Source organism: Geotalea daltonii FRC-32 (assembly GCF_000022265.1).
Classification (GTDB): domain Bacteria; phylum Desulfobacterota; class Desulfuromonadia; order Geobacterales; family Geobacteraceae; genus Geotalea; species Geotalea daltonii.
Window position 1 is genome coordinate 814,122 of record NC_011979.1, and the last position, 24,988, is coordinate 839,109.

Below are 24,988 nucleotides of genomic sequence, written 5' to 3' on the forward strand. Positions count from 1 at the left end.
TTGTCCCTGCTGTGCCCCTTGCCATGCAAGGAATTGTTGCTTTTGGGAGAATCTGTGTAAAACTGCCTATGAGTCCAATTGGCTGGAGGCAGTATGGAACCGGGAGAAGGAACGGTACTTGTCACTGGGGCCACCGGCTTTATCGGCGGCAGACTGGTCAACGCCCTCTTGCAGGACGGCTTCAGGGTGCGTTGCCTGGTGAGGAAAAAGAGTAGCGCGCTTCCTGCACAGGCGCAGCAGGTGGAGGGGGATCTGCTGGAAGTTTCGACTGTGCCTGAGGCCATGAAGGGGATCGATACCGCTTTTTATCTGGTTCATTCCATGGCAGGAAAGAGGGCAGGATTCGAAGAGAGGGACAGGAATGCTGCCGGGAATTTTTCTGTTGCGGCAGATAATGCCCACGTTCGCAGAGTTATTTACCTGGGCGGACTTGGAGAAGTAACGGCGAATCTCAGCGAGCATCTGGCAAGCCGGCTGGAGGTGGCTAATATACTGAGACGTGGCCGGTTCAGCACCACCGTTCTTCGTGCTGCAGTGATTATCGGTGCCGGTGGCGCCTCATACGAAATGATCCGGTTTCTCGTTGACAGGCTGCCGGTGATGATAACGCCGCGCTGGGTATCCACCAGGTGTCAACCAATAGCTGTCAATGATGTGGTCAGATATCTTGTCGGTTGTCTCAGGGGCGAGGACACTGCTGGTCAGGTTTTTGATATCGGCGGACCGGAAATATTGAGCTACCGGGAAATGATGGAGCGTTTTGCGCGCATCAGCGGGCGTATAAATTTCATTGTTCCTGTCCCATTTCTGACACCGCGTCTTTCCTCATATTGGGTCGGACTGATTACGCCGGTTAAGCCGTCCATTTCGATGCCCTTGATCGAAGGTTTGAAAAACGAGGTGATCTGCCGGGATCACAAGATAAGAGAGCTTGTACCGATGGATCTGACCACCTATGATGAAGCAGTCCGCCTTGCTTTGGCAGAGACGTCATCGGAAATGAATAAGGATAAAAAGTGAGGACTGAAGCCAATGCTTGAAATCGGCAGATACAATGAGCTAGAGGTGAAAAAGCTGAGCCCACAGGGGGCCTACCTGCAGTCAGAGTTGGGGGAGATACTGCTGCCGCGGAGATATGTTCCTGCTGGTTTGCAACAGGGGGACCGGCTGCGGGTTTTCATTTATCTCGATTCCGAAGACAGGCTGATTGCTACGACACAGAGAGCTCGGGCGCAGGTTGGAGAATTTGCTCTGCTGACAGTGAAGGAAGCCGGTGCCATTGGGGCCTTCCTCGATTGGGGGCTGGATAAAGACATTCTCGTGCCCTTTGCCGAGCAAAATGTCCCCATGAGAAGAGGAGAAAGGCATCTGGTCAGGCTGTACCTGGACAAGTCGGAACGGGTTTCGGCATCGGCGCGCATCGACAGGTTTTTGGATAATGAACGGATAGTACTGGAGCAGGGCGAAGAGGTCGACCTTGTCATTTACCAGTTTACCGATCTGGGAGCCAAGGTAATCATAAACGGCATTTATTCCGGGCTGTTGTTCAAGAACGAGTTGTACGGCCGGCCAGGAATAGGGAGCAGGCTGAAGGGGTACGTGAAAAAAGTCAGGGACGACAAAAAAATCGACGTCACTTTGAAGAAAAGCGGTATTCAAGGCCTCGATACCAGTCGGGATAGAATCCTGAAAACTTTGGCGACGACCGGTGGTTTTCTGCCCCTGACAGATAAAAGTTCTCCGGATGTCATAGCAGAAGTGTTGAAGATGAGTAAGAAGACCTTTAAAAAAGCTGTCGGCAGCCTTTACAAGGATGGATTTATCGATCTCAAGGAAGAAGGGATCGAGATTAGAGGCAGTCGAGAGAAATAGTCCCAGTCGGGAGGCCTTGCCTAACCAGCCCTTTTTACATTTGCCGCCTGTGGTCCCTTCGGCCCCTTGACCACGTCAAAGGTCACCGCATCCCCTTCGTTGAGGGTCTTGAAACCTTCGCCGCTGATGGCCGAAAAATGCACAAAGACATCCTCACCAGTATCTCTGGAAATGAAGCCGAAACCCTTACTTTCATTAAACCACTTCACTATTCCCTTTTCCATTGATTCCTCTCTTTATTTGCTGAATGAGCTCCTTTATTGGTAAACTCTAACAACGGGGTGGCAGTTGTCAAGGTACTCCTGTTTTCAGAGACATTGGTTTTTATGTGCAAAATTTATGTAATCATGATTTTAAATTTGTGTTATAAACCCAAGTCGCTTGGAAATAAGCGGTTAACTACTATCATTTTTTTGAGATTAAAATGGATCTGTCTATGAAAATCAAACGGTATCGCAATTGGCCCATACTGCTGAAGATCATGTCTATTCCAGTTCTAAGCCTTTTGTTGATAGTTCTTGGCACCAAGCTGGTCATCGTTCCCCGAATAGAAGCCTGGCTGATGGAACAGGAAAAACTCAAGGTACAGAGTGTGGTAGAGGTTGCCTATCAGCAGGTAGCCCAGGGGGCTCTGGCAGTGTCGCAGCGGAATATTTCCGTGGAGGAAGCGCAGAAAGAGGTGGTTTCCAGGATCAAGGAGTTGCGCTATGCGGGCAAGGAATATTTCTGGATCAACGACCTGTCCCCGCGGATGATCATGCACCCTACCAAACCCGAGCTCGATGGTACGGACCTCACCGACTACAAGGATCCCAATGGCAAGCATCTCTTCAAGGAGTTTGCCAGGGTTTGTGAAACGAAGGGGGAGGGTTTTGTTGATTACATGTGGCCCAAACCCAATGAAACCGAGCCTTCGCCCAAGATTTCCTACGTCAAGCTCTATGAACCCTGGGGCTGGATTATCGGCAGCGGTCTCTATGTGGACGCCTTCCAAGCCAAGGTTAAGGATCTGCACAACTTCATTCTGGCGGCTTCCCTGATTGCTTCCCTGCTGTTGGTCATCCTTGCCTGGTCGGTGGGCAGAGGGATAAAGCGTTCCATCGGCCAGGGATGTACTTTCGCAGCTGCAGTGGCGTCGGGGGACCTGACCAGGACCCTTAACATCAACCGTGAAGATGAAACGGGCACCCTCGGCAGTTCTCTCAATTCAATGGTGAACGGTCTACGCTCCATGATCGGCAGAGTTACCCTGACTGTCGGTGAGCTTACTATCTCTGCTGAAGAGATAGCAGGCGCTTCGCGGAAGATGGTCATGTCTGCAGAGCAGCAGACGGCGGATGTTGCTGAAGTATCAGAAGCTTCAGCCCACATCCACGAACTGACCGACAAGGTAGCTACCGATGTGGACGGACTTACCAGCCTGGCCGCGGAGAGTTCATCGGCGGTAACCGAGCTTGCAGCGAGCATCGAATCTGTAGCCGGCAACATGGAAAGCCTTGCTGCATCCGTTGACGGCATCGGTATTTCCATTACGCAAATGACCGATTCAATCAGAAACATCGATACAGGGGTCCAGGCCCTGACCGATACCTCGGTGACGACGGCATCATCGGTCTTTGAATTTGATGCTTCCATACGACAAATAGAGGCTTATGCAAAGGAAAGCGCAGCCATTTCAGGTGAAGTGAGAAATGACGCAGAGATCGGCAGAAAAGCAGTAGAGGAAACAATAGCCGGCATTAACGGCATTACCGAGGCTTCTCGGGTTGCTGCCGACGCCATCGATGCACTTTCAGTCAAGGCCGAGAGTATCGGCTCCATCGTCACGGTCATCGACGAGATCGCACGACAGACCAATCTGCTTGCTCTTAATGCCTCGATCATTGCCGCCCAAACCGGGGAACACGGCAAGGGATTCGGCGTCGTTGCTGCCGAGATCAAGCAGCTTGCCGAAAGGACAACCATGTCGACACGGGAGATTGCCGAGGCAATCAATGGTGTTCAAAGTGAGACCAACAGGGCTGTGGACGCAATAGCCCTTGCCGAAGAGAGTATCAAGGCAGGTGAGACGCTTTCACTGCAGGCACGGGGCGCACTGGGCAAAATTGTCCAGGGTGTCGAGCGCACGGCGGTGCAACTGGCAGAAATAGCGCGGGCAACCAGGGAACAGGCTCTCGGCAGTGATCAGATCCGCAATGCCATGGAGCATGTGACGGCCATGGCAAATTCCATCGCTGGGACCACCTTCGAGCAGCGCAAGGTGAGCGAGCTGATCTACGGCGAGGTCGGGCGGGTGAGGGCGTTTTCTTCGGAGGTTATGCTGTCCATGAAAGAACAGGCAAGGGTAGGCGATATGATCAGCCATATGACAAGGCGGGTGTCGGAGTCCAGCAGCGCCATCAGGGAGGCGTGTATCGAGCAGACCAGCGGCAGTTTGCGCATCAAAAGGATGGTGCATAGCATAAGCACCTCTACTCGAGCGGTGCTGGAGGAGACCAAGGTCGTCGACAAGGGGGTCTCGAATATGGGGTCAAACACGGAGTTGCTGCAAAAGGAGGTGGCAGTGTTCAATCTCTGACTCTTGCTAATGGTCGCTGAATCCCAGCGCAATCAGGATGCAGCTGCCATCACCGATGACATTGATGCCGCGGTCGCGGCAATAGGCGATGGCTGACTGGCTCTCAGCTCCCGGCTGCATCCAGATGTTTTTGATCCCCTTCCGGGCCGCCTCTTCCACAACCTTTTCCGTCACTGCCGGAGGGGTGATGATCGAGATACTGGTCACCTCAGCAGGCAGCTCTGAAACGGAACTTACGCATTCCTTCCCTTCGACCTGCTTTTCCTTTGGGTTCACTGGTATGACATTCAGACCGTGCTCCTGATAGCAACGTAAGACTCGATTTCCATATTTACTGCGGTCAGTTGATGCACCGACCACCCCGAATGCTTCTGCTTTGAAAAACTCTTCCATCTCTTTTCTCATAAATCCCTCCTGTGGCAGCAGTTGGACATTTTTTCAAAAGAAGGGATACCCCTTCTGCCGTCGTCTTACAAGGTGCTCAACCAGAAAATAGGCGCGGATGAAGGGTATCTTCTTGCGAAACAGATCGAAAAGGTCGACCCCGAAGTGGAACAAAAGCCCTGATAGAAACGGGATAAAGATGGGGTAGAAAAAAGCGAGGGTGGCGACAAGGAAGAAGAAATCGAAGGTGTGGAACAGGCACAAACCGTAGTAGGGTATATCGTGTTCAATCTTCCACAGTTCCTCGAAATACCTGAACATCCCGGATATACTGTAACGTTTGGTGCGCTGGATATAGCAGAGATAATGGTCGACATCGATCAGAATGCTACCGGTACAGAAGATAGCAATTTCCGCGTTTGACCAGAAGGGAAGCAAGGCGGCTGCAGCGACACCGGTAATGGCAAGATGTTGGTTCAGCGTCATTCATTTCTCCCAGATCGATTGTACCGTCCCTGGTTTTGCTTGTAAAGGGATGGGCATTCAACATTAATATGCCCTTCTTTATATCAAAATCATCCTGTTATTTCTTGCGCGCTTTAGGGTGGGCTTTGTCATAAACTTCCATGAGCCGGTCTATACTAACATGTGTATACTTTTGCGTGGTGGAAAGGGATGCATGGCCGAGAAGCTCCTGGATGGCCCGCAGGTCGGCGCCCCCTTCCAGCATGTGGGTGGCAAAGGTGTGACGCAGGGTGTGTGGTGAGATCTTTTTCATGGTAGCAATTTTGACTATATATCTATCGACGATCCTGGCAACGCTCCGGCTTGTAAGGCGCGTGCCACGGGCATTCAAGATCAGTGGCGCTTCTTCAGGGGGGGTATTCCTTGCTGAGAGGTAGTCCGCCAATGCCTCAAGGGCTTTTCTGCCAATGGGGACTATTCGTTCCTTGTTCCCCTTGCCGCAAACCCTTATAAGTCGCTCATTCATCTCCACCTCACCCACATTAAGCGCAGTAAGCTCGGAGACCCTTATACCGCATGAATAAAGTAATTCCAGGATGGCACGATCACGGAGTGAAAGGAGGTCTTCCTGCTGTGGTGCCTCAACAAGGGTGGTCACTTCATCGATGGTAAGGTGGTAAGGTATTTTCTTTTCTTTTTTCGGGGTGCTGACCAGTTCCGCCGGGTTTTTGGAGACAAGACCCTGACGCAGCAGATATTTGAAGAGTGCGCGAATGGCGGCAAGCTGGCGGCCGATTGAGCTTTTCTGGTGGTCCTTGTAAAGTCCGGCAATATAGCGCCTGATCAGCAGGTGACTGATACTGCCCACATCGGCCTGGACTTTTTCACGATCGAGGAATGACAGAAAAAAGGTCAGATCACTGCGGTAGCCGGCGACGGTGTGGGGAGAGACATTTCTTTCAATGGCAAGGTATCGGCAAAATTGATCAATCAGCTTTTTCATGCTATGAAGTTAAACAATGATCGGTTTTTTTTCAACTTTTAACTGTGGCGGGTGAGACCATGAAACTGGTCGGCATAGAAAGAGTCGACAGCTACGAGCGGGCTGTCGTTAAGGAGGGTATGGCCAGGCTCCTGAAGCCATTAGGTGGAATGGAGGCTTTCGTTCAACCGGGGGAGAAGGTCCTGCTGAAGCCGAATATGCTCTCGGCCAAAACTCCGGATGCTGCAGTGACCACACATCCTGAAGTACTGCGGGCGGCTATCGAGCTGGTGCAACAGGCGGGAGGCTTGCCATTGGTCGGAGACTCGCCTGGCGTCGGCAGCCAGAAGAGAGTGGCTGAAAAAACAGGCTTGCTGCAAGTGATTGAAGAGAGCGGCGCGGAGATTGCCGACTTTTCCGAGCCCGTGGAGGTTGCAGGAAAGGGCACCTTCAAACGGTTCGCTCTGGCTCGTCCGTACCTGGAAGCAGATAGGGTTATCAATCTGCCGAAATTGAAGACCCACGAAATGATGACCATGACCTGTGCGGTAAAAAACCTCTTTGGGGCTGTAGTCGGGGCGGGCAAAGCCGGTTGGCACCTGAAGGCCGGCGCGGATCGGGACCTGTTTGCCCGAATGCTGGTGGAACTTTATCTGTTGCGCAAGCCGGATCTGAATATAGTCGATGCTGTCGCTGCCATGGAGGGTGATGGCCCGGGCAGTGGCGATCCGCGCCATGTGGGACTGCTTTTGGCTGGGGAAAATGCGGTGGCGGTGGATGTGGTAGCCGCTGAGATTGCCGGTATCCCCAAAAAACTGCTCTATATTCAAAGGGCCGCTGCCAGCCTCGGTGTTGATGGCGCCGACCGGTCGGAGATCGAAACTACCGGTTTACCACTTGAAGAGGCTTGTGTACCTGGTTTTCGACTGCCCCATATTTCCGATGTGCAGTTTGGCCTTCCCCAGTTCCTGAAGAACCGTCTGCGCCATTACCTTACCTCACGCCCCTGTTTGGTGGAAGAGAGATGCAGGCTTTGCGGCGTCTGCAAAGATGCCTGCCCACCCCATGCAATCGACATAAAAGAGGGGAGATTGAGCTTTGATTACCATGCCTGCATCCGCTGCTTCTGTTGCCGTGAACTCTGTCCTGAAGGAGCCCTGGATGTTGTAGAAGGAACCCTGGTAAAGATAATAAAGAAATTCAAATAAATATATTTAATGCCCGTCGTGGTTGACATCGTTAGGGCTCAGGATTATTATTAAGACATCATCAAGAAAAGATGAGGGAAAGAAAATTACAGCGAAAGGAGACCAACTGATCTATGTGGACAACAATCTATATGCTTCGCCCGGTAACCCGCTGCAAAGAAGGTTGCCCTAGTTAGCCCGCCAGCTTCGGTGGCGGGCGTTCCCACAAGGCCCCCTATATTACGAAAGGGGGCTTTTTTATTCATGCCGTTAGCATCTGCCATTTGCCTTGCATTGACACCCGGTTCCCGCCTGCATATGTAATAAACCCCTTTCACATTGACAAAACAGCGTTTTTCATCTAGTCTTTCACCTTTCAAACTTCTGCCATAAACGGCTTCCATTGCTTTTATCCGTCAATTTTTTGTGGAAGGATGTTCAATGAAAAAGCTACTGGTTGTGGCAATGATACTGCTTTCTGCAGAGGTATCTCTTGCTGCGGAGCAACCACATTTACTGCAGGAAATGATAGCCCACGATCAGGCTGTATCCATACCCGAATTGGCCAGACTCGGCGCAATGGATGCAGTTCAGCCACTGGATCGTGTCGCGGCCTTGTCAGGTGAAACGCGCATCATAGAGGGCGTGGAACTGTCCCCTTCAGAAATATTCTCCCTCGAAGCCGCCCTTACCAAACAGGTGGAAGAGGGATTCGAACTCAAACTGCCGGATGAGGACCTACCCGAATCGGACCTTCCCCTGACCTTCAACAACAAGGTGGAATACTTTGTTCGCTATTTTCAAACCGGCGGCAGAAAATCCTTTTCAAAATGGCTTTCCCGGTCCGAGCGCTTCATCCCAATGATGCGCAAGGTGCTGAAAGAAAAAGGGCTTCCTGAAGACCTAGTTTATCTTGCCATGATCGAGAGTGGTTTTTACCCCCATGCCTATTCCGTTGCTGCAGCTGTAGGGCCATGGCAATTCATGTCCGGCACAGGCAAACGGTATTCCCTTCGCATCAATTCTTGGATCGATGAGCGGCGTGACCCTTTGAAATCCACTGTCGCTGCTGCACTTTATCTCAAGGAACTGTATGCCCTGTTCAATAATGACTGGTATCTGGCAGCTGCGGGATACAATGCCGGCGAAAACAAGATCATACGCGCTATCAGCAGGTATAACAGCCGGGATTTCTGGGAATTGTCAAAAGGCTCATATCTCAAGCGCGAGACCAAGGATTACGTGCCGAAACTTTTGGCTGCAGCAATTATAGCCAAGGAGCCTGCCAAATATGGGTTTGCCGATGTGGCTTATCTCCCCCCCATAGAATTCGATACGGTGACCGTAGCCTCAAGAACCGATCTGGAGTTGGTTGCCAAAATCTGTGATGTACCATATGAGACCATCAAGGGTCTTAATCCCGAGCTCAGACGCTGGACTACTCCCCCTGATTATCCAGACTACCAACTGAAAATACCCAAGGGGAAAAAATCTGTTTTCGAGGCCGGGTACGCAGCGATACCGGCAGACAAAAGATTTACGGAGAAAATCGAGTATACTCGCTACCGGGCAAAAAAAAGAGATACTCTGGCCTCGATCGCCAAACGCTTTGGTACGACCACATCTACTCTGGAGGAGCTTAACCACCTGGGGAAGCATAGACGTCTGCAGGGCCGGACTCTGACCATTCCAATAATGATGTCGTCTGCTGCAGAGTCTACTGCAAAAGCATCATTGAAACCGGCTGTCACTGCAAAAACTGAAAAAACCTTCAACAAGTACTACACAGTCAAGAAGGGGGATACCCTTGCCTCTCTCGCCAGACGCTTCAACGTCTCTGCCAGTATTCTCTCCGCATGGAATAACATCAGGACAAAGGTTGCACTTCGTCCCGGCAAGAGGATAATTGTTGCCAAGTACATGGAAAAGAAGGGTGGGATGGAGAGTGCCGAGGATAATGGCTAATTATTCACCGCTGATTACACGACCTAATTTACTGAAAGGATATAAAAGATGTATAACCTGCTGATCTCTGCCGGCACCGCCATCATCGTTTTCATACTGCTGAAGTTTGCTTTTCACCTGCCCTGGTGGGGTTCTATTCTTATCGCGTTGCCTTTTTTTCTCGGCTCGTTCCTGCTTATCTCCCGCATTGTTACCAAGAAATTGGAAGCTATCATGTCCGGTGCAATGAAGGACATCCAGGCACAACGTTTCGAGAAGGGGCTGAGGGAACTGAAGGCTGCCTTCAAGTACGGCAAGTGGCAGATTTATGTCACCGGCCAGATCAATTCCACCATCGGCATGGTTTACTATGTGAAACGGGATTTTTCCAACGCCTTCCCTTACCTGGAAAAAGGGTTCTTCAAGAACTGGGTTACCATGGGCATGCTCGCCGTTACCTACATGAAGCGCAATAAAAGGGACAAGATGAAGGATACCTTCGAAAAGGCGGTGGTTGCAAGCCCGAAGGAATCTCTGCTCTGGAGCCTTTATGCCTATTGTCTGAGTGATGGCGGCGATAATGGCAAGGCAAAGGAAGTGCTTGAGCGCGGACTGAAGAAACTGCCTGGCGATGAGAAAATAAAGCAGAATTTACAGCTGCTTAACGATGGCAAGAAAATGAAGATGAAGGCCTATGGCGATATGTGGCTTCAGTTCCATCTTGAAAGCATCGGCACAATCCAGAAACAACAGATGGCGGCTATGGGTGTTAAAAGGCGGATTATCAGAAAATAAACTTGTAATTATCTGTAAAACCTGCCATATTGACCGTTTGAAAGGCGGGCTACAAAGCCCGTCTTTTCTTTTGTTATGGCTCATATAAACTGTGGCAAACGCTGCAAAAGGAAAAGAGGAGTATTGTAACCATGCAGGAACTGATCAGAAACATCGCCATTATTGCCCACGTCGATCATGGCAAGACTACCCTGGTTGACGCCATGCTCAAGCATGCCGGCGTTTTCCGCGAAAATGAACAGATAACGGAAAGGGTAATGGATTCCAACGACCTGGAGAAGGAGCGGGGAATAACTATTCTTTCCAAGAACCTTTCCGTGCACCATGGACGCTTCAAGATAAACATCGTCGACACCCCCGGCCATGCCGACTTCGGTGGCGAGGTGGAACGGGTCCTGAAAATGGTGGATTCGGTGCTGCTCCTGGTTGATGCCCTGGACGGCCCCATGCCCCAGACAAGGTTTGTCCTGAAGAAATCCCTGGATCTCGGTCTCAAGCCGATCGTGGTCATCAACAAAGTGGACCGGCCCGGAGCCCGCCCCGCAGAAGTGGTGGACATGGTGTTCGACCTCTTCTGCGAGCTGAATGCAAGCGATGAGCAGCTGGATTTCGCCATTGTCTATACCAGTGCAAAGCTGGGCTATGCCATGCTGGATATGAATGCCGCTTCCTCCAGCATGGAACCTCTCTTTGCCGTTATCGAGTCCAACGTCCGCCCCCCCACAGGGGACCAGAATGCTCCCTTTCAGATGCTGGTTACCAATATCGATTACAATGACTATATCGGCAGGATTGCCACCGGCAAGATCTTCAACGGCAAGGTTACTGCCGGTGAAAACATCGCCCTGGTAAGACGGGACGGCAGTGTCGTCAAGGGAAGGATTTCAAAACTTCTGGGTTACGAGGGGCTGAAACAGGTGGATATCCCGTCAGCATGTACTGGTGATATCGTTACTGTTGCCGGTTTCAGCGAGGTGGGTATCGGCGAGACCCTGGCGGCAGCGGATAATCCTATCGGCCTTCCCTATGTCTCCATAGATGAACCGACCATTGCCATGAACTTTATTGTTAACAACTCCCCCTTTGCCGGTCGGGAAGGAAAGATGGTCACTTCTCGCAATATTCGCGAGCGTCTGGATCGGGAACTGCGTACAAACGTGTCCCTCCGGGTTGAGGATACCGCCAATCCGGATACCTTCAAGGTCTCGGGGCGTGGCGAGCTGCACCTTTCCATTCTCATAGAAAACATGCGGCGCGAGGGTTTCGAAATGGCTGTATCGAAGCCAGAAGTGATCTTCCGTGAGGAGGAAGGCAAAAAACTGGAGCCGATGGAGTATCTGGTTGTCGATGTTCCTTCCGAATACCAGGGTTCCATTATTGAGAAGATGGGACCGAGGAAGGGGGAGATGGTTGCCATGAATCCCATGGGCGATACCATCCGTCTTGAATTCATCATCCCGGCCCGAGGTCTTATCGGACTGCGCGGCGAGGTTATGACCGAAACCAGGGGCACGGCTGTGGTCACCCATACTTTCCACGATTACGCTCCCTACAAGGGGGACATTCCGGGACGCAAAAACGGGGTGTTGATAGCCATGGAACTCGGAGAAACAACAGCCTACTCGCTGGATGCCTTGCAGCCGAGAGGAGTCCTTTTCATCGGAGCCGGTGTCGAGGTTTACGGCGGCATGATCATTGGCCAGCACGCCAAGGACAACGACCTGGATGTCAATCCATGCAAGGGTAAAAAATTGACCAACGTCCGGGCCTCCGGCTCTGACGATGCCATTAAACTTACGCCGCCACGTCTGCTTACTCTGGAGCAGGCCCTGGAATTCATCGATGATGATGAGCTGGTCGAGGTAACGCCCCAGTCGATAAGGCTGCGCAAAAAAGAGCTGGATCCGAACCGGCGCAAACGTTCATCAAAGGCATGACAGAAAAAGGCGAGGGATTATCCTTCGCCTTTTTTACAGCCGTGCCGGTAGTTTGAATTTGACAACATGAGGATTTTACACTAATTTCTTCAAAAAAATTCTGCAGGTGGACTTATGAATATGAAAAAATTCCTTGTCGGTCTGGTTCTTTTTATTACAGGTTGCGCCGGTACTTCCGAGACGGTAAAAACGGCTGATACCTATTTCAAGGAAGGAGAGGATTTCTATGCCTCTCGCCGCTATGAGGATGCCATTGCCGAGTGGAAAAAGGTGAAGGAAAGCTTCTCTTCGCCGGAGCTGACCACTATGGCCGAACTTAAAATAGCCGACGCTTATTTTGAGAATCGCAGCTACATTGAGGCTGCCGCAGCCTATGATGATTTTCGCAAGCTTCACCCCAATCATGATCAGGCCGCTTATGCATACTACCGCTTGGCGCTGTGCTACTACAACCAGATAACCGGTATCGATACCGACCAGACCCCCGTGAAGAATGCAGTAAAATTCCTCGATTCCTTCATCAAACTTTACCCCAAGGCGGAATATGTCCCTGAAGCAAAAGCGAAGCTCGATGAATGCATTGGCAAGCAGGTTGAATACGAGGTCTACGTCGGTCACTTTTACCTTCGATCAGGCAAATACCAGGCAGCGATCAAGCGGCTTGAAGAAACACTTGCCAAGTATCCGAAGGTGGAGAATTCCGACCAAGTCCTGTTTTACATCGGCAAAGCCTATTTCCTGTCCGGTGACAAGGCTAAGGGGAAGGAGGCTTTCAACAGACTTGCCAAACAGTATGTATCCAGTAGGTACCTGGAGGAGGCTAGGCAGGTAATGGAAAAGTACTATTGAGACCACTTTTCATATTTTGGGCCGTGCTGCTGTTTTTCGGCTGCACAGGTGGAGACGATGACCGCCAGGCGATACAGACGGTCATGAATCAACGCCAGCAGGCATTTCGCAATAAAGATATCAATGTTTATCTTTCCCTGATTTCTCCCCACTATCAGGATCAAGGGCAGGACCTTGCCACCAAGAAAAGGGAGCTTGCCTCAAACTTCGCCTCATTCGAGCAGGTCGATTACCGTTCTGACGGCTACACGATTGAAGTGAACGGCAAACTCGCAACTGTATCCGGCACTTATTGCTTGAAAATCGGCAGAAAGGGACAAGTGTTGGAGCTGGTAGGTAAAGAGTCTCTACACCTTCGTAAGGAAGGGAAAGGCTGGCTGATCGTCGGCGGGCTGTAACAATATTAACCATGATTGGGAGGTAGTCGTGGCAGAAGACAAAAAGGAGCCGTGGCTTAATTACCTGGCCTTGACCACCATTATACTGGCGGTCTGCGCCACACTTTCCACCTTTAAAGGCGGAGCGTTTTCCACCCGCTCGGTGATGAGCCAGACCCAGGCATCAGATCAATGGGCCTTTTACCAGTCGAAGAGCATCAAGGGATACCTGTATGAGATGCAGAAGGAAAAGCTGGAACTGGAACTTAAGGCTGACAGTGGCAGGATGCCCCTGACCCTTGCCGCTGACTATGGGCAGAAGATAGAGACTTACACGAAAAAAATTGCCAAATACGAGGAAGAAAAAACTGCTATCCAGAAAGATGCAAAGCGGTTTGAAAAAATCCGTGATGACGCACAGAAACATTCCCAGGCATTCGGGCTCGCCGTGATATTCCTGCAGATTGCCATCCTGCTTTCTTCCGTCGCCGCTTTGATGAAAAAGAAGTATGTCTGGTTGATAGGATCAGCTGTGGGAGTTGTCGGCATCGCCTACTTCATCAACGGTTTTTTTCTCTACATCTGATCGCCACTGTTTGAAACAGGCTTCGGTAGCGGCGGGTGCCTGCTTTCTGTTCACGCTTTTTTCCCCTTGGCGTTCCCTACCCCCATGACGGCCTGCATAGTCTCCCCCATTTGAGTCGGACTGGTGGAAACAGTGACGCCGCATTCCCGTAAAACCTGAATCTTGTCTTCCGCTCTCCCCTTGCCACCGGTGATGATGGCCCCTGCATGCCCCATCCGTTTTCCAGGTGGGGCGGTTATGCCGGCAATGAATGCCGCCACCGGTTTCTTCATGTTTTCTTTGATCCATTCAGCTGCTTCTTCTTCGGCGCCTCCGCCGATTTCGCCGATCATGAAAACACCATCGGTAGCCGGATCTTCATTGAACAGTTGAAGGACATCTATGAATTTCATGCCGATGATCGGGTCTCCGCCGATTCCGACACAGGTGGACTGGCCGAGCCCCACGTCGGTCAGTTGCTTTACCGCCTCATAGGTCAGGGTGCCGCTTCTGGAAACAACGCCGATTTTTCCTTTTTTGTGGATGTGCCCGGGCATGATACCGACCTTGCATTCATCTGGAGTAATAACCCCTGGACAATTGGGGCCGACCAGCCGCATTTTTTTGCTTTCCAGCACCCGCCGGGCCAAGACCATGTCCCGTACCGGTATTCCTTCGGTGATGCAGACGGCAAGATCCATCCCCGCATCGGCCGCTTCCAGAATTGCATCTGCCGCTGCCGGAGGCGGGACGAAAATCATCGAGACGTTGGCCTGGGTGTAATGCACCGCCTCTTCAACGGTATTGAAAACCGGGATCCCTTCGATGTGAATTCCTCCCTTACCGGGAGTGACTCCAGCGACGATCCTGCTGCCGTAATCACGGCACTGCTGGGTATGAAACAGCCCGCTGCGTCCCGTTATCCCCTGGACCAGTATTTTTGAGTCTTTATTCAAAAGGATTGACATTGTTTATCTCCACCATTAGCGCAGCATGTATGTCAATTGGGGCGCCCTGCCTGCAGCATCTGAACAATGCGGGTTGCACCATCCCCCAGATTATTGCCGATCTGTACATTGAGTCCTGACTGCATCAGGAGCTTTTTACCCTCTTCCACCTTGCTGCCATCCATTCTGACCACTATCGGTAACGCGCAGTGTACTTCCGATGCGGCCTCGATGATTCCCTGGGCGATAATGTCGCAGCGCATGATGCCGCCGAAGATATTGACAAACACTCCTTTGACGTCTGCGTCCTGAAGGATGATTTTGAAGGCCTCAGTGACCTTCTCCCTGGTTGCGCCGCCCCCCACATCGAGAAAGTTGGCTGGTTCGCCACCCGACTCCTTGAGTACATCCAGCGTGGCCATGGCCAACCCTGCGCCGTTGACCATGCAACCTATGTTCCCCTGCAATTTTATGTATGAAAGATCGAATTTGCCGGCGGTAATTTCCAACGGGTCAAGCTGGGAGTAGTCCTGCATGTCGGGATATTCCCGGTGGCGAAACATCGAATTGTCATCGAAATTGACCTTTGCATCCATGGCCATCAGCCATCCGGCCTTGGTAATGACCAGAGGATTAATCTCTACAAGAAAGCAGTCTCTTTCAGTGCAGCATCGGTAGAGATTGAGGATGAGGTCTACGCAATCTTCGCAGATACTGCCCTTGAGCCCCAAGGCAAGGGCTATTTTTCTCGCCTGGTAAGGACGCAGCCCGGTGAAGGGGTCAATGGTGAGGATATGTATCTTTTCCGGTGATTTTTGTGCAACTTCTTCGATTTCGACCCCTCCTTCGGCGGAAGCGATCAGACAATATCGGGAGGTTTCCCGATCAAGGGTTATGGAAAGATAGAATTCGCGGGCGATTTCCACGGCTTCTTCGACGAGGATCCTACGCACTTTCAAACCCTGAGGGCCGGTCTGAGGTGTAACCAGCTTTCTGCCGAAGAGATCCTTTGCCAGTTCCTGTGCCTGTTCGGGATGGTGGACCAATTTGACGCCACCGGCTTTACCCCTGCCTCCGGCATAGATCTGCGCCTTGACGATACATCTCCCTCCCATCTCCTTGGCAGCACGTTCCACCTGGTCGGACGTCAGTGCAACCCGTCCACGCGGCACGGCAATGCCAAAGGAACCTAGAATCTCCTTTGCCTGATATTCATGTATGTTCACAGACACCCCTTTGAATCAATTGACTTTACGATTATCATAAATCCTGCTGATTGCAAGGCTGAACCGGACATTTTGCATATTTCGCATATTTATTCAATTATTCAATTTTATTTAAAAGCTGTTATTATTCATCATTGACACTGCATTATTAGTCTACTATTATTTATCCCTACTATTGAAGGCGGTACGGGGGGCGCACCATGAAAAAGGTTTTCATTGTCACATTACTGTTCGTTGCCATGGCGGGGCTAGCTTTTGCCCAGGTAGGGGTGAAGAAGAAGAGGCAACCTCCCTATGAATACGGAAAAGTGGTGATGAACAACTACTCCGAGAAGGTAGGGCTGAAATCAGTGCAATTCGACCACTGGATACACAGGAGTAAGTTCACCTGCCGACTTTGTCATATGGATGTAGGCTTCTCCATGAAGGCGGGGGAAACCCAGCTGAAAGCCGCTGACAACATGCGCGGTTACTTTTGTGGCACATGTCATAACGGCAAGATGGTCTATGGCGAGAGGGTCGTTTTCAAGGCCTGCTCAAAGGAGTTTTCAAAAGAAGAGGTTAAAACCTGTGAACGATGCCACCAGACCGGCTCGAACATGAAAAAGGAAGCAGAGTTTGAGAAGTTTGCCGAAAAAATGCCAAAGGAACGCTACGGAAATGGAATAAACTGGGAACAGGCGGAACAGCTGGGATTGATAAAACCAGTGGATTTTATCGAGGGGGTATCCATCAAAAAAGCACCCCTTGCCACACAAAAGGACTTTGCCTTAGGTTCAAAAATAGAAGGTATACCAGATATTATTTTTTCACACAAAAAACACACCATCTGGAATGGTTGTGAGGTCTGCCATCCGGAGATTTTCATCGGCATGAAGAAGGGTGCCGATAAATACACGATGGTCGATTTGTTTCAGGGCAAGTATTGTGGAGTCTGTCACGATACGGTAGCTTTTCCCCAGACAGATTGCCAGCGATGTCACGCCAAGCCCGTATGAAAAATTTCATCGGGTTGTTAATTATTTTGTTGCTGGGGCTGTGGATTTCGGCAGTAGAGGCGGCATTCTTCAATCTGCCGCAACTTCCCCCTGCCGAGGAATATGGCAATATCCTCATCAACCGTGCATCCGTAGCGAACAACGTCAAATCGGTGAGTTTCTCCCATTGGCAACACAGGCTCAAGTATACGTGCCGGGTCTGCCACTCCGAACTTGGCTTCAACATGAAAACCAACACTACGGAGATCACCGAACTTGCCAACAGGAAAGGTAAATACTGCGGCGCCTGCCATAACGGAAAGATCGCTTTCAGGCATAACGGCAACTGCGATAAGTGCCACAATGGCAACATTGCCTATGCGCAGGGGAAGTTCGATGTCTTCTCCAAGTTCCCCTTTGCCCGTACTTCATATGGCGATGGCATAAACTGGGTGGAGTCCCTCTCACAGGGTACCCTCTCTCCTGCCAAGTACGTCAAGACCAAATCCCAGGATATTTCGTTCGACAAGATGCTGGTTCTTGATTCGGAAATGAGCATTATTCCGCCATCCATATTTCCCCACAAGGCCCACACCGCTTGGCTTGATTGCGATAGCTGCCATCCGGAAATATTCAACATCAAGAAGAAAACAACCAAATTTTTTTCCATGTCTTACATCCTAAGAGGTGAATTCTGCGGCGTATGCCACCTCACTGTGGCATTCCCCATGGACGACTGCAGAAGATGTCACCCCGGAATGAGGGAAGGTTAAATGGCTAAAATATCAGCAGGTCTTTTGATAATCTTTCTTATGTTCCTCTCAATTACAGCTGATTTGAATGGCGGTCTGACTACGGCTGCTTTTGGAGAAGAGGCATGGAAAGAGAAGCTCATGGGGCTATGCGCCAAAACGGATGTAGCCATGACTCTGTCATCCCAGGAGTTGAAGGAGCTGATTGCAGGCTGTGAGAAGTTGCAGCCGATAATCGATGGCCTTGAAGAAAGTCCACGAAAAGTCTACGGTAAGCGCCTTAAGATGTGCAGAGATCTCTTTGTCTACGTACTTGAAGCCAAAGGGAGGGATGCGAAATAACCTGCCCGGAATGAAAATAGGGGCAATGCGAAGGGGGATGAAAATTATCCCCCTTTCTTTATGGCTGCTTTTAAGGTAATGGTATTGGGTGAAAGGCTTGCCATACGGCCGGCCTTACCTGTCTGAGCAGGAGCTATAGCATAATGGAACAACGCTTTTTTGCCACTACTGCCAAAGGTTTGGAAGAAGCCCTTGGCGACGAACTGAAGACCCTGGGGATAAAGGGCATACACGTGCAGACCGGGGGGGTAGGTTTCTCCGGGGAAATGTCTGACTGTTACCGGGCGAACCTCTGGCTGAGAACTGCAAACAGGGTATTGATGGTTGTCGCCGAGTTTGTCTGCGATTCTCCACAGAGCCTGTATGACGGAGTGCGGGCGGTATCCTGGAACAATTTCCTCAACCCGAGAATGACCATCGCCGTTGACTGCAACCTGCGAGATTCCACGTTGACCCATTCCGGCTTTGTGGCCCTCAAGGCTAAGGATGCAATAGTCGATGAGATTCGCGATCATTGCGGAAGCCGTCCTGATGTGGATGTGAAAAACCCGGACCTGCGGGTGAATATTCACCTCTTCCGTAATCACTGCACAGTGAGTCTGGATACTTCCGGTGACCCTCTGGACAGGCGTGGTTACAGGTTGGAGAGAACAGTGGCGCCCCTACGGGAGACTCTGGCTGCCGGGCTTCTGGAACTGAGTGGCTGGGATGGAAATACTATCCTGGTTGATCCCATGTGCGGCTCTGGAACCATTCCCATTGAGGCTGCTTTAAAAGCGAGCCGGTGTGCGCCGGGGCTCCTGAGGGAAGGATTCGGCTTTCAGCGCTGGCCGGGATTCGAACAGCATAAATGGAAGGAGCTGGTGCGGGGGGCGCGGCAGGTGGTCGAGGAAAAGATTTCAGCGCCGATAATAGGCAGCGATATTTCAGCCAAGGCTATTGCGGTTGCCTGCAGTAATGCCATCAGAGCCGACGTGGGAGACATGATCCAGTTCCAGAACACTGACATAAGGTCTCTTGCTCCTCCATCCGGTCCGGGGGTAATTTTGTTTAATCCTCCATATGGGCAGAGGCTTGGCGAGGAGGAGGAGCTGAAGGTTTTGTACAAGGAGATTGGCGATACCATGAAGCAACGCTGCAAAGGATATGTGGCGCATCTATTCACGGGCAATCTGGAACTGGCTAAATATGTTGGGTTAAAAGCTTCGAGGCGGGTGGTTCTATTCAATGGCCCGATTGAATGCAGGCTTTTAAAATATGAACTCTATTGAGGAAAATATGTAACTTGTTGGAGGAAAACCAAAAAATTCTTGACACCGTTTCAGCTGTATCATATTATTAATCTTCGCTTTGCGGGCCTATAGCTCAGTTGGCTAGAGCTACCGGCTCATAACCGGTCGGTCCCAGGTTCGAGTCCTGGTGGGCCCACCATCTAAAAAATAGGATGATGTGGGGATGCCCTTAAAGCACCTAGTCAGAAGAAGGCATAATCAATATGTAAAGAAAAAGAGTGCACACCAAAAGGTTGCACTCTTTTTCTTTTGAGAGCGATGAAAACTCCACGAGTTTCAGACATAGTTGGAATCATTAATAAAATTGCCCCCTTCAGTTATGCTGAGGATTGGGATAATGTAGGACTTCAGACGGGAGACCCTGCTTCGACAGTAGAGAAAATCATGGTGGCCCTTGATCCAAGCCGAGGAGCAGTAGATGCTGCGGTGGCTGCCCATAGCCAGCTTCTGCTTACCCACCACCCCTTGTTTTTCGCACCCATCAAGAAGATTGCCCTTAATGACCCCACCGGCTCTATTGTCTCACTTTCCCTGAAAAACAACCTGTCGATCATCTCTTTGCATACAAATTACGATATTGCCCAAGGCGGTCTGAATGACCTGCTGGCCATGCGTCTTGAAATGACTTGTTGCGAACCGCTGAAGGTCGCAGGAGCAGAGGAATTGGTTAAACTGAGCGTTTTCGTGCCCCGGGACCACGAGACGCAGGTGCTTGATTCTCTGTTCAAGTTTGGTGTCAGCCTCGGCAATTACCGTGACTGTACTTTTCGTGCCCACGGGATGGGGACATTTACTCCACTGGAAGGCGCTCAGCCTTTTCTCGGCCGTATCGGAACCCGTGAACAGGCTGAAGAGACCCGAATTGAGGTGCTTGTCAGCAAAGAGAATATACCTGCGGCCGTGAGCGCAATGGTGTCTGCACACCCTTACGAAGAGCCTGCCTATGATCTTTACCCTCTCCTCAACAGGGGTAAAACCCGTGGACTGGGCCGGATCGGCGTTCTTGAAGAGACTGTTTCATTGGGGGACTTTGCCGCCATGGTGAAGCATAAGTTGGCAGCTGCCGGCATCCGCTATGTGGGGGATTCCGGACGCCAGGTGAAAAAGGTTGCCGTTTGTGGCGGAAGCGGAGCATTCTTATTCAAGGCTGCGTTGCGCCAGGGGGCGGATGTGCTGGTTACCGGCGATATAAAGTACCATGAGGCCCGAGAGGCCGAAGCTCTGGGCTTGGGCCTGATAGATGCCGGTCATTTTGCTACGGAAGTCCTCATGGTTGACGGCATAACCGAGCGAATAAGTGATGCATTGAGAATAAAAGGCTACGGGTCTGAAGTTGTTGCTTACAAAGGGGAGACGGATCCATTTACATTTGCTTGATCTCTTCTGGTGTTAGAAAATAAAAGGTAATGGGGAGGCAGATTTTGCGGAAGAATTTGAAATTGTTGGGAGAGTTGCAGGGGATTGATCTTAAAATTGATGTACTGCATGGAGAGAAAGATGCCCTCCTTGGGGAAATAGCCGCTCTGGAAGACAATGTTACCATTGCTCGCAATGCAATCGATGAGAAAAACGGTCAAGCTGAAGAGTTGGAGACAGCTAAGAAGAGTCTGGAAGAGAATCTGGCTACGGAAGCCGAAAATATTGTCAGGTCTGAAGCGCGTTTAAAGGAAATAAAAACCCAGAAGGAATATCAAGCAGTTTCCAAGGAAATCTCCAGCGCCAAAAAGCTCACTTCCGAACTGGAAGAGCAGATTTTGCAGAAAACTGCTCAACTCGAAGAATTGCAGGCACAGATAGCAGAGAAAGAGGAGAATCTCAAATCGTTGGAAGCAAATATATCTGCACAGCAGGGCGAGGTGCAGTCAAAGGTGGATAAGCTGGAATCGGATATTGCCATCGGCATAGCAGCAAAAGACGCAACGGTAAAAAGCCTCCCTGCTTCCATGGTGAAGCGGTACCAAAAACTGAGAGATCAACGTAAGGGGATTGCTGTCGTTGAAGCCAAGGATGGTTGCTGTCTTGGCTGCAATATGAACCTGCCTCCCCAGGTATACAACCTGCTGTTTCGCGGCGAGGAAATCATTACCTGTCCCCACTGCCAGAGAGTTTTACTTCTTCATCAGGAACCGAATAACAACTAATAAACGCAGTTTGATTTTGGCCGAAGCAGACCAGGTGGTCGCCGCCCGCAAGGGGGGAGGAAAGTCCGGGCTCCACAGGGCATGACGCTGGATAACGTCCAGCGGGGGCAACCCCAGGGAAAGTGCCACAGAGAGAAGTCCGCCTGTCGGAAGCGTGCGAAGACAGGTAAGGGTGAAAGGGTGAGGTAAGAGCTCACCGGATCCGGCGGTGACGTCGGATGCCAGGTAAACCCCGTCAGGAGCAAGACCAAATAGGGAAGCGTCAAGGACGGCCCGTCCGTGCTTCCGGGTTGGTTGCTTGAGGCCGTCGGTAACGACGGTCCTAGATGAATGGCCGCCGCCTGCTTCAGGGAAACCTGTTGCAGGAACAGAACCCGGCTTATGGGCTGCTTCGGCCAAATATTCAGCTTAACATCAGGGGTAACGGTCAATGGTCATGGGTTGTGCGAATGACCATTTTCTTTATGGAGAGTTCTCATTGCAGGAAGAGGCGGCATGCGCTGAAGATGCTGACAATACCATGACCGACTATGAGCTGTGGCGGCAGGGAGTGGTGCAGATTACCAGGACAGTGGAGAATCTGCCAGCTACGGTGACTGCCCAGGCTAAATCTGCAATCCGGGAACTGCTGGACCTGAAATCGGCAATGCATGCTGTTGTGGAAAAATCTGCCGGCGCATCAATCTGCGCAGCCTGTGGTGGAAAATGTTGCCGGTGCGGCAAGTACCACCTCTCTGCCGTGGATCTGGCTGCGTATCTGATGACGGGAAAGGACGTTTTTACGCCGAATTTTAGCGGCAATGGCTGCCTCTTCCTTAATCTCGACAGTTGTCTCATGTCACCTGAATATCGACCATTCAACTGCATTACCTTTGTCTGCGAGTTGCTGGAAGACAATTTTACCGGGCAGGATAAAGATTCTTTCTATTCGATGGAACGTGAACTGCGGCTTCTATATCAGGAACTGCAGCAAATCTTCCCTGATCAAAGAATGCGCAAATCGGTTATGAGCTTCAATGACGCAGTGTGATATCATGGAGGATTTTTTATGACATCTGTAAACGACCTGGTCCTTGTTCATATAGACAACAAGCCGGGATTTTATGCACGTCTGGAAGACATTTCTCCCGATGCCAAGCCCGGATGGTGGAAGGTAAAGTTGCTTGTTCTGACCATACCGGTACAGATCTATACCTGGATTCTGGACGAAAGCCAGATAAATGGCGCACCTTTTACCATGGGGGGGACCCCCGTTCTGCTGGAAAAGGTAATTTTACCGGAACCGGACACCCGCCATGGCAATGAAGAGTCCGAAAGAAAAGATCCTGAGAAAAAAGGGGGAGCCAAGGTCGTATCGCTGATGGACCGAAAAAAAGAAAAATAAAGAAGGCTTGTCCGCGCCGATGGTGGTCATGCCGCCTGTCTTGCATTCCTTGAAGTATTCATTATCAGAGTAGTTCCCACCTGTATTGTTTTTTCTTGCAGTGTTCCTGCTTGTGTCACGTGCGGCTAATTCTTTCCTGATAATTTCGAGTCTTTTGGCCCCCGGCTGTGTTGCGGCTCCTCGACTTAGGCCCTGCTAAGCCTGCGTCGCCACGCCTTGCCGGGAACCAAAATCCCTCAAAATTTTTACAGAGACTAACCGCACGGGACACTTGTTACTACCTGTGCCGGTCAAAATCCCCGAGCCCACTTTCATTTAACTCCGGACCGGCATCTCGTTCAGCAGTTCCAGCGACAAAAATCCTGTCAAGGATCGGGAAAATAAGAGCTTTCTTATGTTTCCTTTTCGTCTGATCTTAACTGCCTAAAAAAACGGAAAAAATAGAAAAAAATCATCCTAAATTTGCCTTGACAACCATCTTGACCGCTAGTATAGTTTCTCCGTAAAGTGGTAAAAAGTGGTAAGGCGTGGTAAAAAGTGCCAGGGTGAACATGTTTAGAGGGAATTTCGAGACAAGCATTGATGCTAAAGGGCGAACCAGTCTGCCTGCCAAATTCCGGGAGGTGCTCGTCGATTCGTTCGGTGATGAGCGCTTTTTCATGACGAACTCAAATCCGGTCAGGCTGGGAGACGGAGGCTACAGCTCCGGTCTCGTCATCTATCCCTATAACGAATGGCTTGCCCTGGAAGAAAAACTAAAGGTGGGTACCGGTCTCGGGCTATCCTCTGCAGAACTTGCATCCGTGAAAAGAAGGATAGTCGCGCCAGCCGTTGAATGTGTTGCCGACAAGCTGGGGCGGATCCTCGTCCCCCCTCACTTGCGCAAGAGCGCTTGTCTGGAGCGGGAAATACTCTTTGTCGGCATGTTGAACAAAGCTGAGATCTGGAGCCAGGCCGAATGGGAGAAGGTATTCAGGCAGGATATCGAGAACTTCCCGATCGATTCGCCGGTATTGGCTGAGTTGGGGCTTTAGGTGGCTGATTTTAAACATGTGTCTGTTCTCCCTGCAGAGGTTATTGCCTATCTGGCACCACGACCAGGTGGGATATATGTGGACGGTACCCTTGGCGGGGCAGGGCACGCCCGCCTGATACTTGAAGCCTCCGCGCCCGATGGGTTGCTCATCGGATTCGATCAGGATGGGCAGGCATTGGCGTCTGCCGGTGAACGATTGGCACCATTCGGCAAAAGGGTGGTTCTTGTAAAAAGAAATTTTGCCTTTCTGGAAGAAGCGCTGGCAGAGATTGGGATAGAGGCGATTGACGGTTTTCTCCTGGATGTGGGGGTTTCGTCTCACCAGCTGGATACAGTCGAGCGGGGATTCAGTTTTCAGCATGACGCTCCGCTGGACATGCGTATGGACCTGAGTGCCGAGACCACGGCTGCGGAACTGGTCAATACACTATCTGAAGAAGATTTGTGCCGTGTGATACGTGAATACGGGGAAGAGCGATGGGCAAAACGAATCGCAGCTTTCATAATCAAAAGGCGTGAAGAGACTCCCATAGCTACCACTTTACAGTTGGTAGACGTGATTAAAGCCGCCGTACCCAAGGGTGCCTGGGAAGTGCGCCTTCATCCGGCAACGCGGACCTTTCAGGCGCTTCGCATTGCCGTTAATGACGAACTTGCCAGTCTGGAAAAAGGCCTGTCAGGTGGGGTCAGACTTTTGAAAAAAGGGGGAAGGGGAGTGGTGATATCGTTCCATTCATTGGAAGATCGCATTGCCAAAACAACCTTCCGATCCCTTGCTCAAGGTTGCAAATGCCCGCGGGAGATCCCTCGTTGCGTATGCGGCAATTTGCCACAGGTGAAGGTCCTGACCGGCAAGCCGGTAGTTGCAAATGAAGTGGAAGTTTCTTCGAATCCCCGCTCGCGAAGCGCCAGACTCAGGGCCGTCGAAAAGATTTAGAAAATCAGGAGGTAACGGG

Annotated in this window: 26 protein-coding genes, 1 tRNA gene and 1 other RNA gene; 22 read left to right on the plus strand and 6 right to left on the minus strand. The window is 50.9% G+C overall.

Annotated features, from left to right (window positions below):
• Positions 1-93: 93 nt before the first annotated feature.
• Complete coding sequence (locus tag GEOB_RS03710) at positions 94-1,020, plus strand: NAD(P)H-binding protein (protein ID WP_012645838.1); 927 nt, start codon at positions 94-96, stop codon at positions 1,018-1,020.
• Between the two features lie 12 nt (positions 1,021-1,032).
• Positions 1,033-1,872 carry a CvfB family protein gene (locus GEOB_RS03715; protein WP_012645839.1) on the plus strand — a complete coding sequence of 280 codons (840 nt, stop codon included), beginning with the start codon at positions 1,033-1,035 and terminating at the stop codon, positions 1,870-1,872.
• Positions 1,873-1,892: 20 nt separating this feature from the next.
• Here GEOB_RS03715 and GEOB_RS03720 read toward each other — a convergent pair whose 3' ends face one another.
• Positions 1,893-2,096, minus strand: coding sequence for a cold-shock protein (locus GEOB_RS03720; protein ID WP_012645840.1), 204 nt, complete (start codon positions 2,094-2,096; stop codon positions 1,893-1,895).
• A 212-nt stretch (positions 2,097-2,308) separates the two neighbouring features.
• On the opposite strand from GEOB_RS03720, the gene GEOB_RS03725 reads away from it, so the two are divergent.
• The gene (locus GEOB_RS03725; RefSeq protein ID WP_154650448.1) at positions 2,309-4,450 is read left to right on the plus strand and encodes a cache domain-containing protein; all 2,142 of its coding nucleotides are present in this window, start codon (positions 2,309-2,311) and stop codon (positions 4,448-4,450) included.
• Positions 4,451-4,456: 6 nt separating this feature from the next.
• Here GEOB_RS03725 and GEOB_RS03730 read toward each other — a convergent pair whose 3' ends face one another.
• The 3 genes from GEOB_RS03730 to xerC form a co-directional block, all read right to left on the minus strand.
• Positions 4,457-4,855 (minus strand): CoA-binding protein, encoded by a 399-nt coding sequence (locus GEOB_RS03730; RefSeq protein ID WP_012645842.1) that lies wholly within the window; start codon positions 4,853-4,855, stop codon positions 4,457-4,459.
• A 33-nt stretch (positions 4,856-4,888) separates the two neighbouring features.
• Positions 4,889-5,320, minus strand: coding sequence for a hypothetical protein (locus tag GEOB_RS03735; protein WP_012645843.1), 432 nt, complete (start codon positions 5,318-5,320; stop codon positions 4,889-4,891).
• A gap of 97 nt (positions 5,321-5,417) precedes the next feature.
• A complete protein-coding gene (gene xerC / locus GEOB_RS03740) occupies positions 5,418-6,302 on the minus strand; it encodes a tyrosine recombinase XerC (RefSeq protein WP_012645844.1) in 885 nt (294 codons plus the stop codon).
• A 59-nt stretch (positions 6,303-6,361) separates the two neighbouring features.
• Here xerC and GEOB_RS03745 point away from each other — a divergent pair, with 59 nt between their 5' ends.
• The 7 genes from GEOB_RS03745 to GEOB_RS03780 all read left to right on the plus strand — a co-directional run bounded on the left by GEOB_RS03745 (position 6,362) and on the right by GEOB_RS03780 (position 13,956).
• Positions 6,362-7,489, plus strand: coding sequence for a DUF362 domain-containing protein (locus GEOB_RS03745; protein ID WP_012645845.1), 1,128 nt, complete (start codon positions 6,362-6,364; stop codon positions 7,487-7,489).
• 420 nt (positions 7,490-7,909) lie between these two features.
• Entirely contained in the window at positions 7,910-9,433 is a 1,524-nt protein-coding gene (locus tag GEOB_RS03755; protein WP_012645846.1) for a transglycosylase SLT domain-containing protein, read from the plus strand.
• A 48-nt stretch (positions 9,434-9,481) separates the two neighbouring features.
• A complete protein-coding gene (locus GEOB_RS03760; protein WP_012645847.1) occupies positions 9,482-10,207 on the plus strand; it encodes a tetratricopeptide repeat protein in 726 nt (241 codons plus the stop codon).
• 131 nt (positions 10,208-10,338) lie between these two features.
• Positions 10,339-12,144 (plus strand): translational GTPase TypA, encoded by a 1,806-nt coding sequence (gene typA, locus GEOB_RS03765; protein WP_012645848.1) that lies wholly within the window; start codon positions 10,339-10,341, stop codon positions 12,142-12,144.
• Between the two features lie 114 nt (positions 12,145-12,258).
• The gene (locus GEOB_RS03770) at positions 12,259-12,993 is read left to right on the plus strand and encodes an outer membrane protein assembly factor BamD (protein WP_012645849.1); all 735 of its coding nucleotides are present in this window, start codon (positions 12,259-12,261) and stop codon (positions 12,991-12,993) included.
• Entirely contained in the window at positions 12,990-13,391 is a 402-nt protein-coding gene (locus GEOB_RS03775; RefSeq protein ID WP_012645850.1) for a YybH family protein, read from the plus strand. The genes GEOB_RS03770 and GEOB_RS03775 overlap by 4 nt, the downstream gene beginning before the upstream one ends.
• A gap of 28 nt (positions 13,392-13,419) precedes the next feature.
• Positions 13,420-13,956: a DUF4337 domain-containing protein gene (locus GEOB_RS03780; protein WP_012645851.1), complete on the plus strand. Its 537-nt coding sequence runs from the start codon at positions 13,420-13,422 to the stop codon at positions 13,954-13,956.
• Between the two features lie 50 nt (positions 13,957-14,006).
• Here GEOB_RS03780 and sucD read toward each other — a convergent pair whose 3' ends face one another.
• Positions 14,007-14,903 carry a succinate--CoA ligase subunit alpha gene (sucD, locus tag GEOB_RS03785; RefSeq protein ID WP_012645852.1) on the minus strand — a complete coding sequence of 299 codons (897 nt, stop codon included), beginning with the start codon at positions 14,901-14,903 and terminating at the stop codon, positions 14,007-14,009.
• A gap of 32 nt (positions 14,904-14,935) precedes the next feature.
• Positions 14,936-16,108, minus strand: coding sequence for an ADP-forming succinate--CoA ligase subunit beta (sucC, locus tag GEOB_RS03790; protein ID WP_012645853.1), 1,173 nt, complete (start codon positions 16,106-16,108; stop codon positions 14,936-14,938).
• A 200-nt stretch (positions 16,109-16,308) separates the two neighbouring features.
• Here sucC and GEOB_RS03795 point away from each other — a divergent pair, with 200 nt between their 5' ends.
• The 12 genes from GEOB_RS03795 to rsmH all read left to right on the plus strand — a co-directional run bounded on the left by GEOB_RS03795 (position 16,309) and on the right by rsmH (position 24,969).
• The gene (locus tag GEOB_RS03795; protein ID WP_012645854.1) at positions 16,309-17,106 is read left to right on the plus strand and encodes a c(7)-type cytochrome triheme domain-containing protein; all 798 of its coding nucleotides are present in this window, start codon (positions 16,309-16,311) and stop codon (positions 17,104-17,106) included.
• Positions 17,103-17,858, plus strand: coding sequence for a c(7)-type cytochrome triheme domain-containing protein (locus GEOB_RS03800; protein WP_012645855.1), 756 nt, complete (start codon positions 17,103-17,105; stop codon positions 17,856-17,858). Before GEOB_RS03795 ends, GEOB_RS03800 begins: the two co-directional genes overlap by 4 nt.
• The gene (locus GEOB_RS03805; protein WP_012645856.1) at positions 17,859-18,179 is read left to right on the plus strand and encodes a hypothetical protein; all 321 of its coding nucleotides are present in this window, start codon (positions 17,859-17,861) and stop codon (positions 18,177-18,179) included. It begins immediately after the preceding gene.
• 143 nt (positions 18,180-18,322) lie between these two features.
• Positions 18,323-19,450 (plus strand): THUMP domain-containing class I SAM-dependent RNA methyltransferase, encoded by a 1,128-nt coding sequence (locus GEOB_RS03810; protein ID WP_012645857.1) that lies wholly within the window; start codon positions 18,323-18,325, stop codon positions 19,448-19,450.
• A gap of 83 nt (positions 19,451-19,533) precedes the next feature.
• Positions 19,534-19,610: transfer RNA gene (locus tag GEOB_RS03815), tRNA-Ile, on the plus strand.
• A 119-nt stretch (positions 19,611-19,729) separates the two neighbouring features.
• Positions 19,730-20,848 (plus strand): Nif3-like dinuclear metal center hexameric protein, encoded by a 1,119-nt coding sequence (locus tag GEOB_RS03820; RefSeq protein ID WP_012645858.1) that lies wholly within the window; start codon positions 19,730-19,732, stop codon positions 20,846-20,848.
• Between the two features lie 44 nt (positions 20,849-20,892).
• Positions 20,893-21,612, plus strand: coding sequence for a zinc ribbon domain-containing protein (locus GEOB_RS03825; protein WP_012645859.1), 720 nt, complete (start codon positions 20,893-20,895; stop codon positions 21,610-21,612).
• A 22-nt stretch (positions 21,613-21,634) separates the two neighbouring features.
• Positions 21,635-22,009: RNase P RNA component class A (rnpB, locus tag GEOB_RS19590), an RNA gene on the plus strand.
• A 33-nt stretch (positions 22,010-22,042) separates the two neighbouring features.
• Entirely contained in the window at positions 22,043-22,642 is a 600-nt protein-coding gene (locus tag GEOB_RS03830) for a hypothetical protein (protein WP_012645860.1), read from the plus strand.
• An 18-nt stretch (positions 22,643-22,660) separates the two neighbouring features.
• Positions 22,661-22,996, plus strand: a complete 336-nt coding sequence (locus GEOB_RS03835) for a hypothetical protein (RefSeq protein ID WP_012645861.1) — start codon at positions 22,661-22,663, stop codon at positions 22,994-22,996.
• Between the two features lie 551 nt (positions 22,997-23,547).
• Positions 23,548-24,030, plus strand: a complete 483-nt coding sequence (mraZ, locus tag GEOB_RS03840; RefSeq protein ID WP_012645862.1) for a division/cell wall cluster transcriptional repressor MraZ — start codon at positions 23,548-23,550, stop codon at positions 24,028-24,030.
• Positions 24,031-24,969 (plus strand): 16S rRNA (cytosine(1402)-N(4))-methyltransferase RsmH, encoded by a 939-nt coding sequence (gene rsmH / locus GEOB_RS03845; protein ID WP_012645863.1) that lies wholly within the window; start codon positions 24,031-24,033, stop codon positions 24,967-24,969.
• Positions 24,970-24,988: the final 19 nt, after the last annotated feature.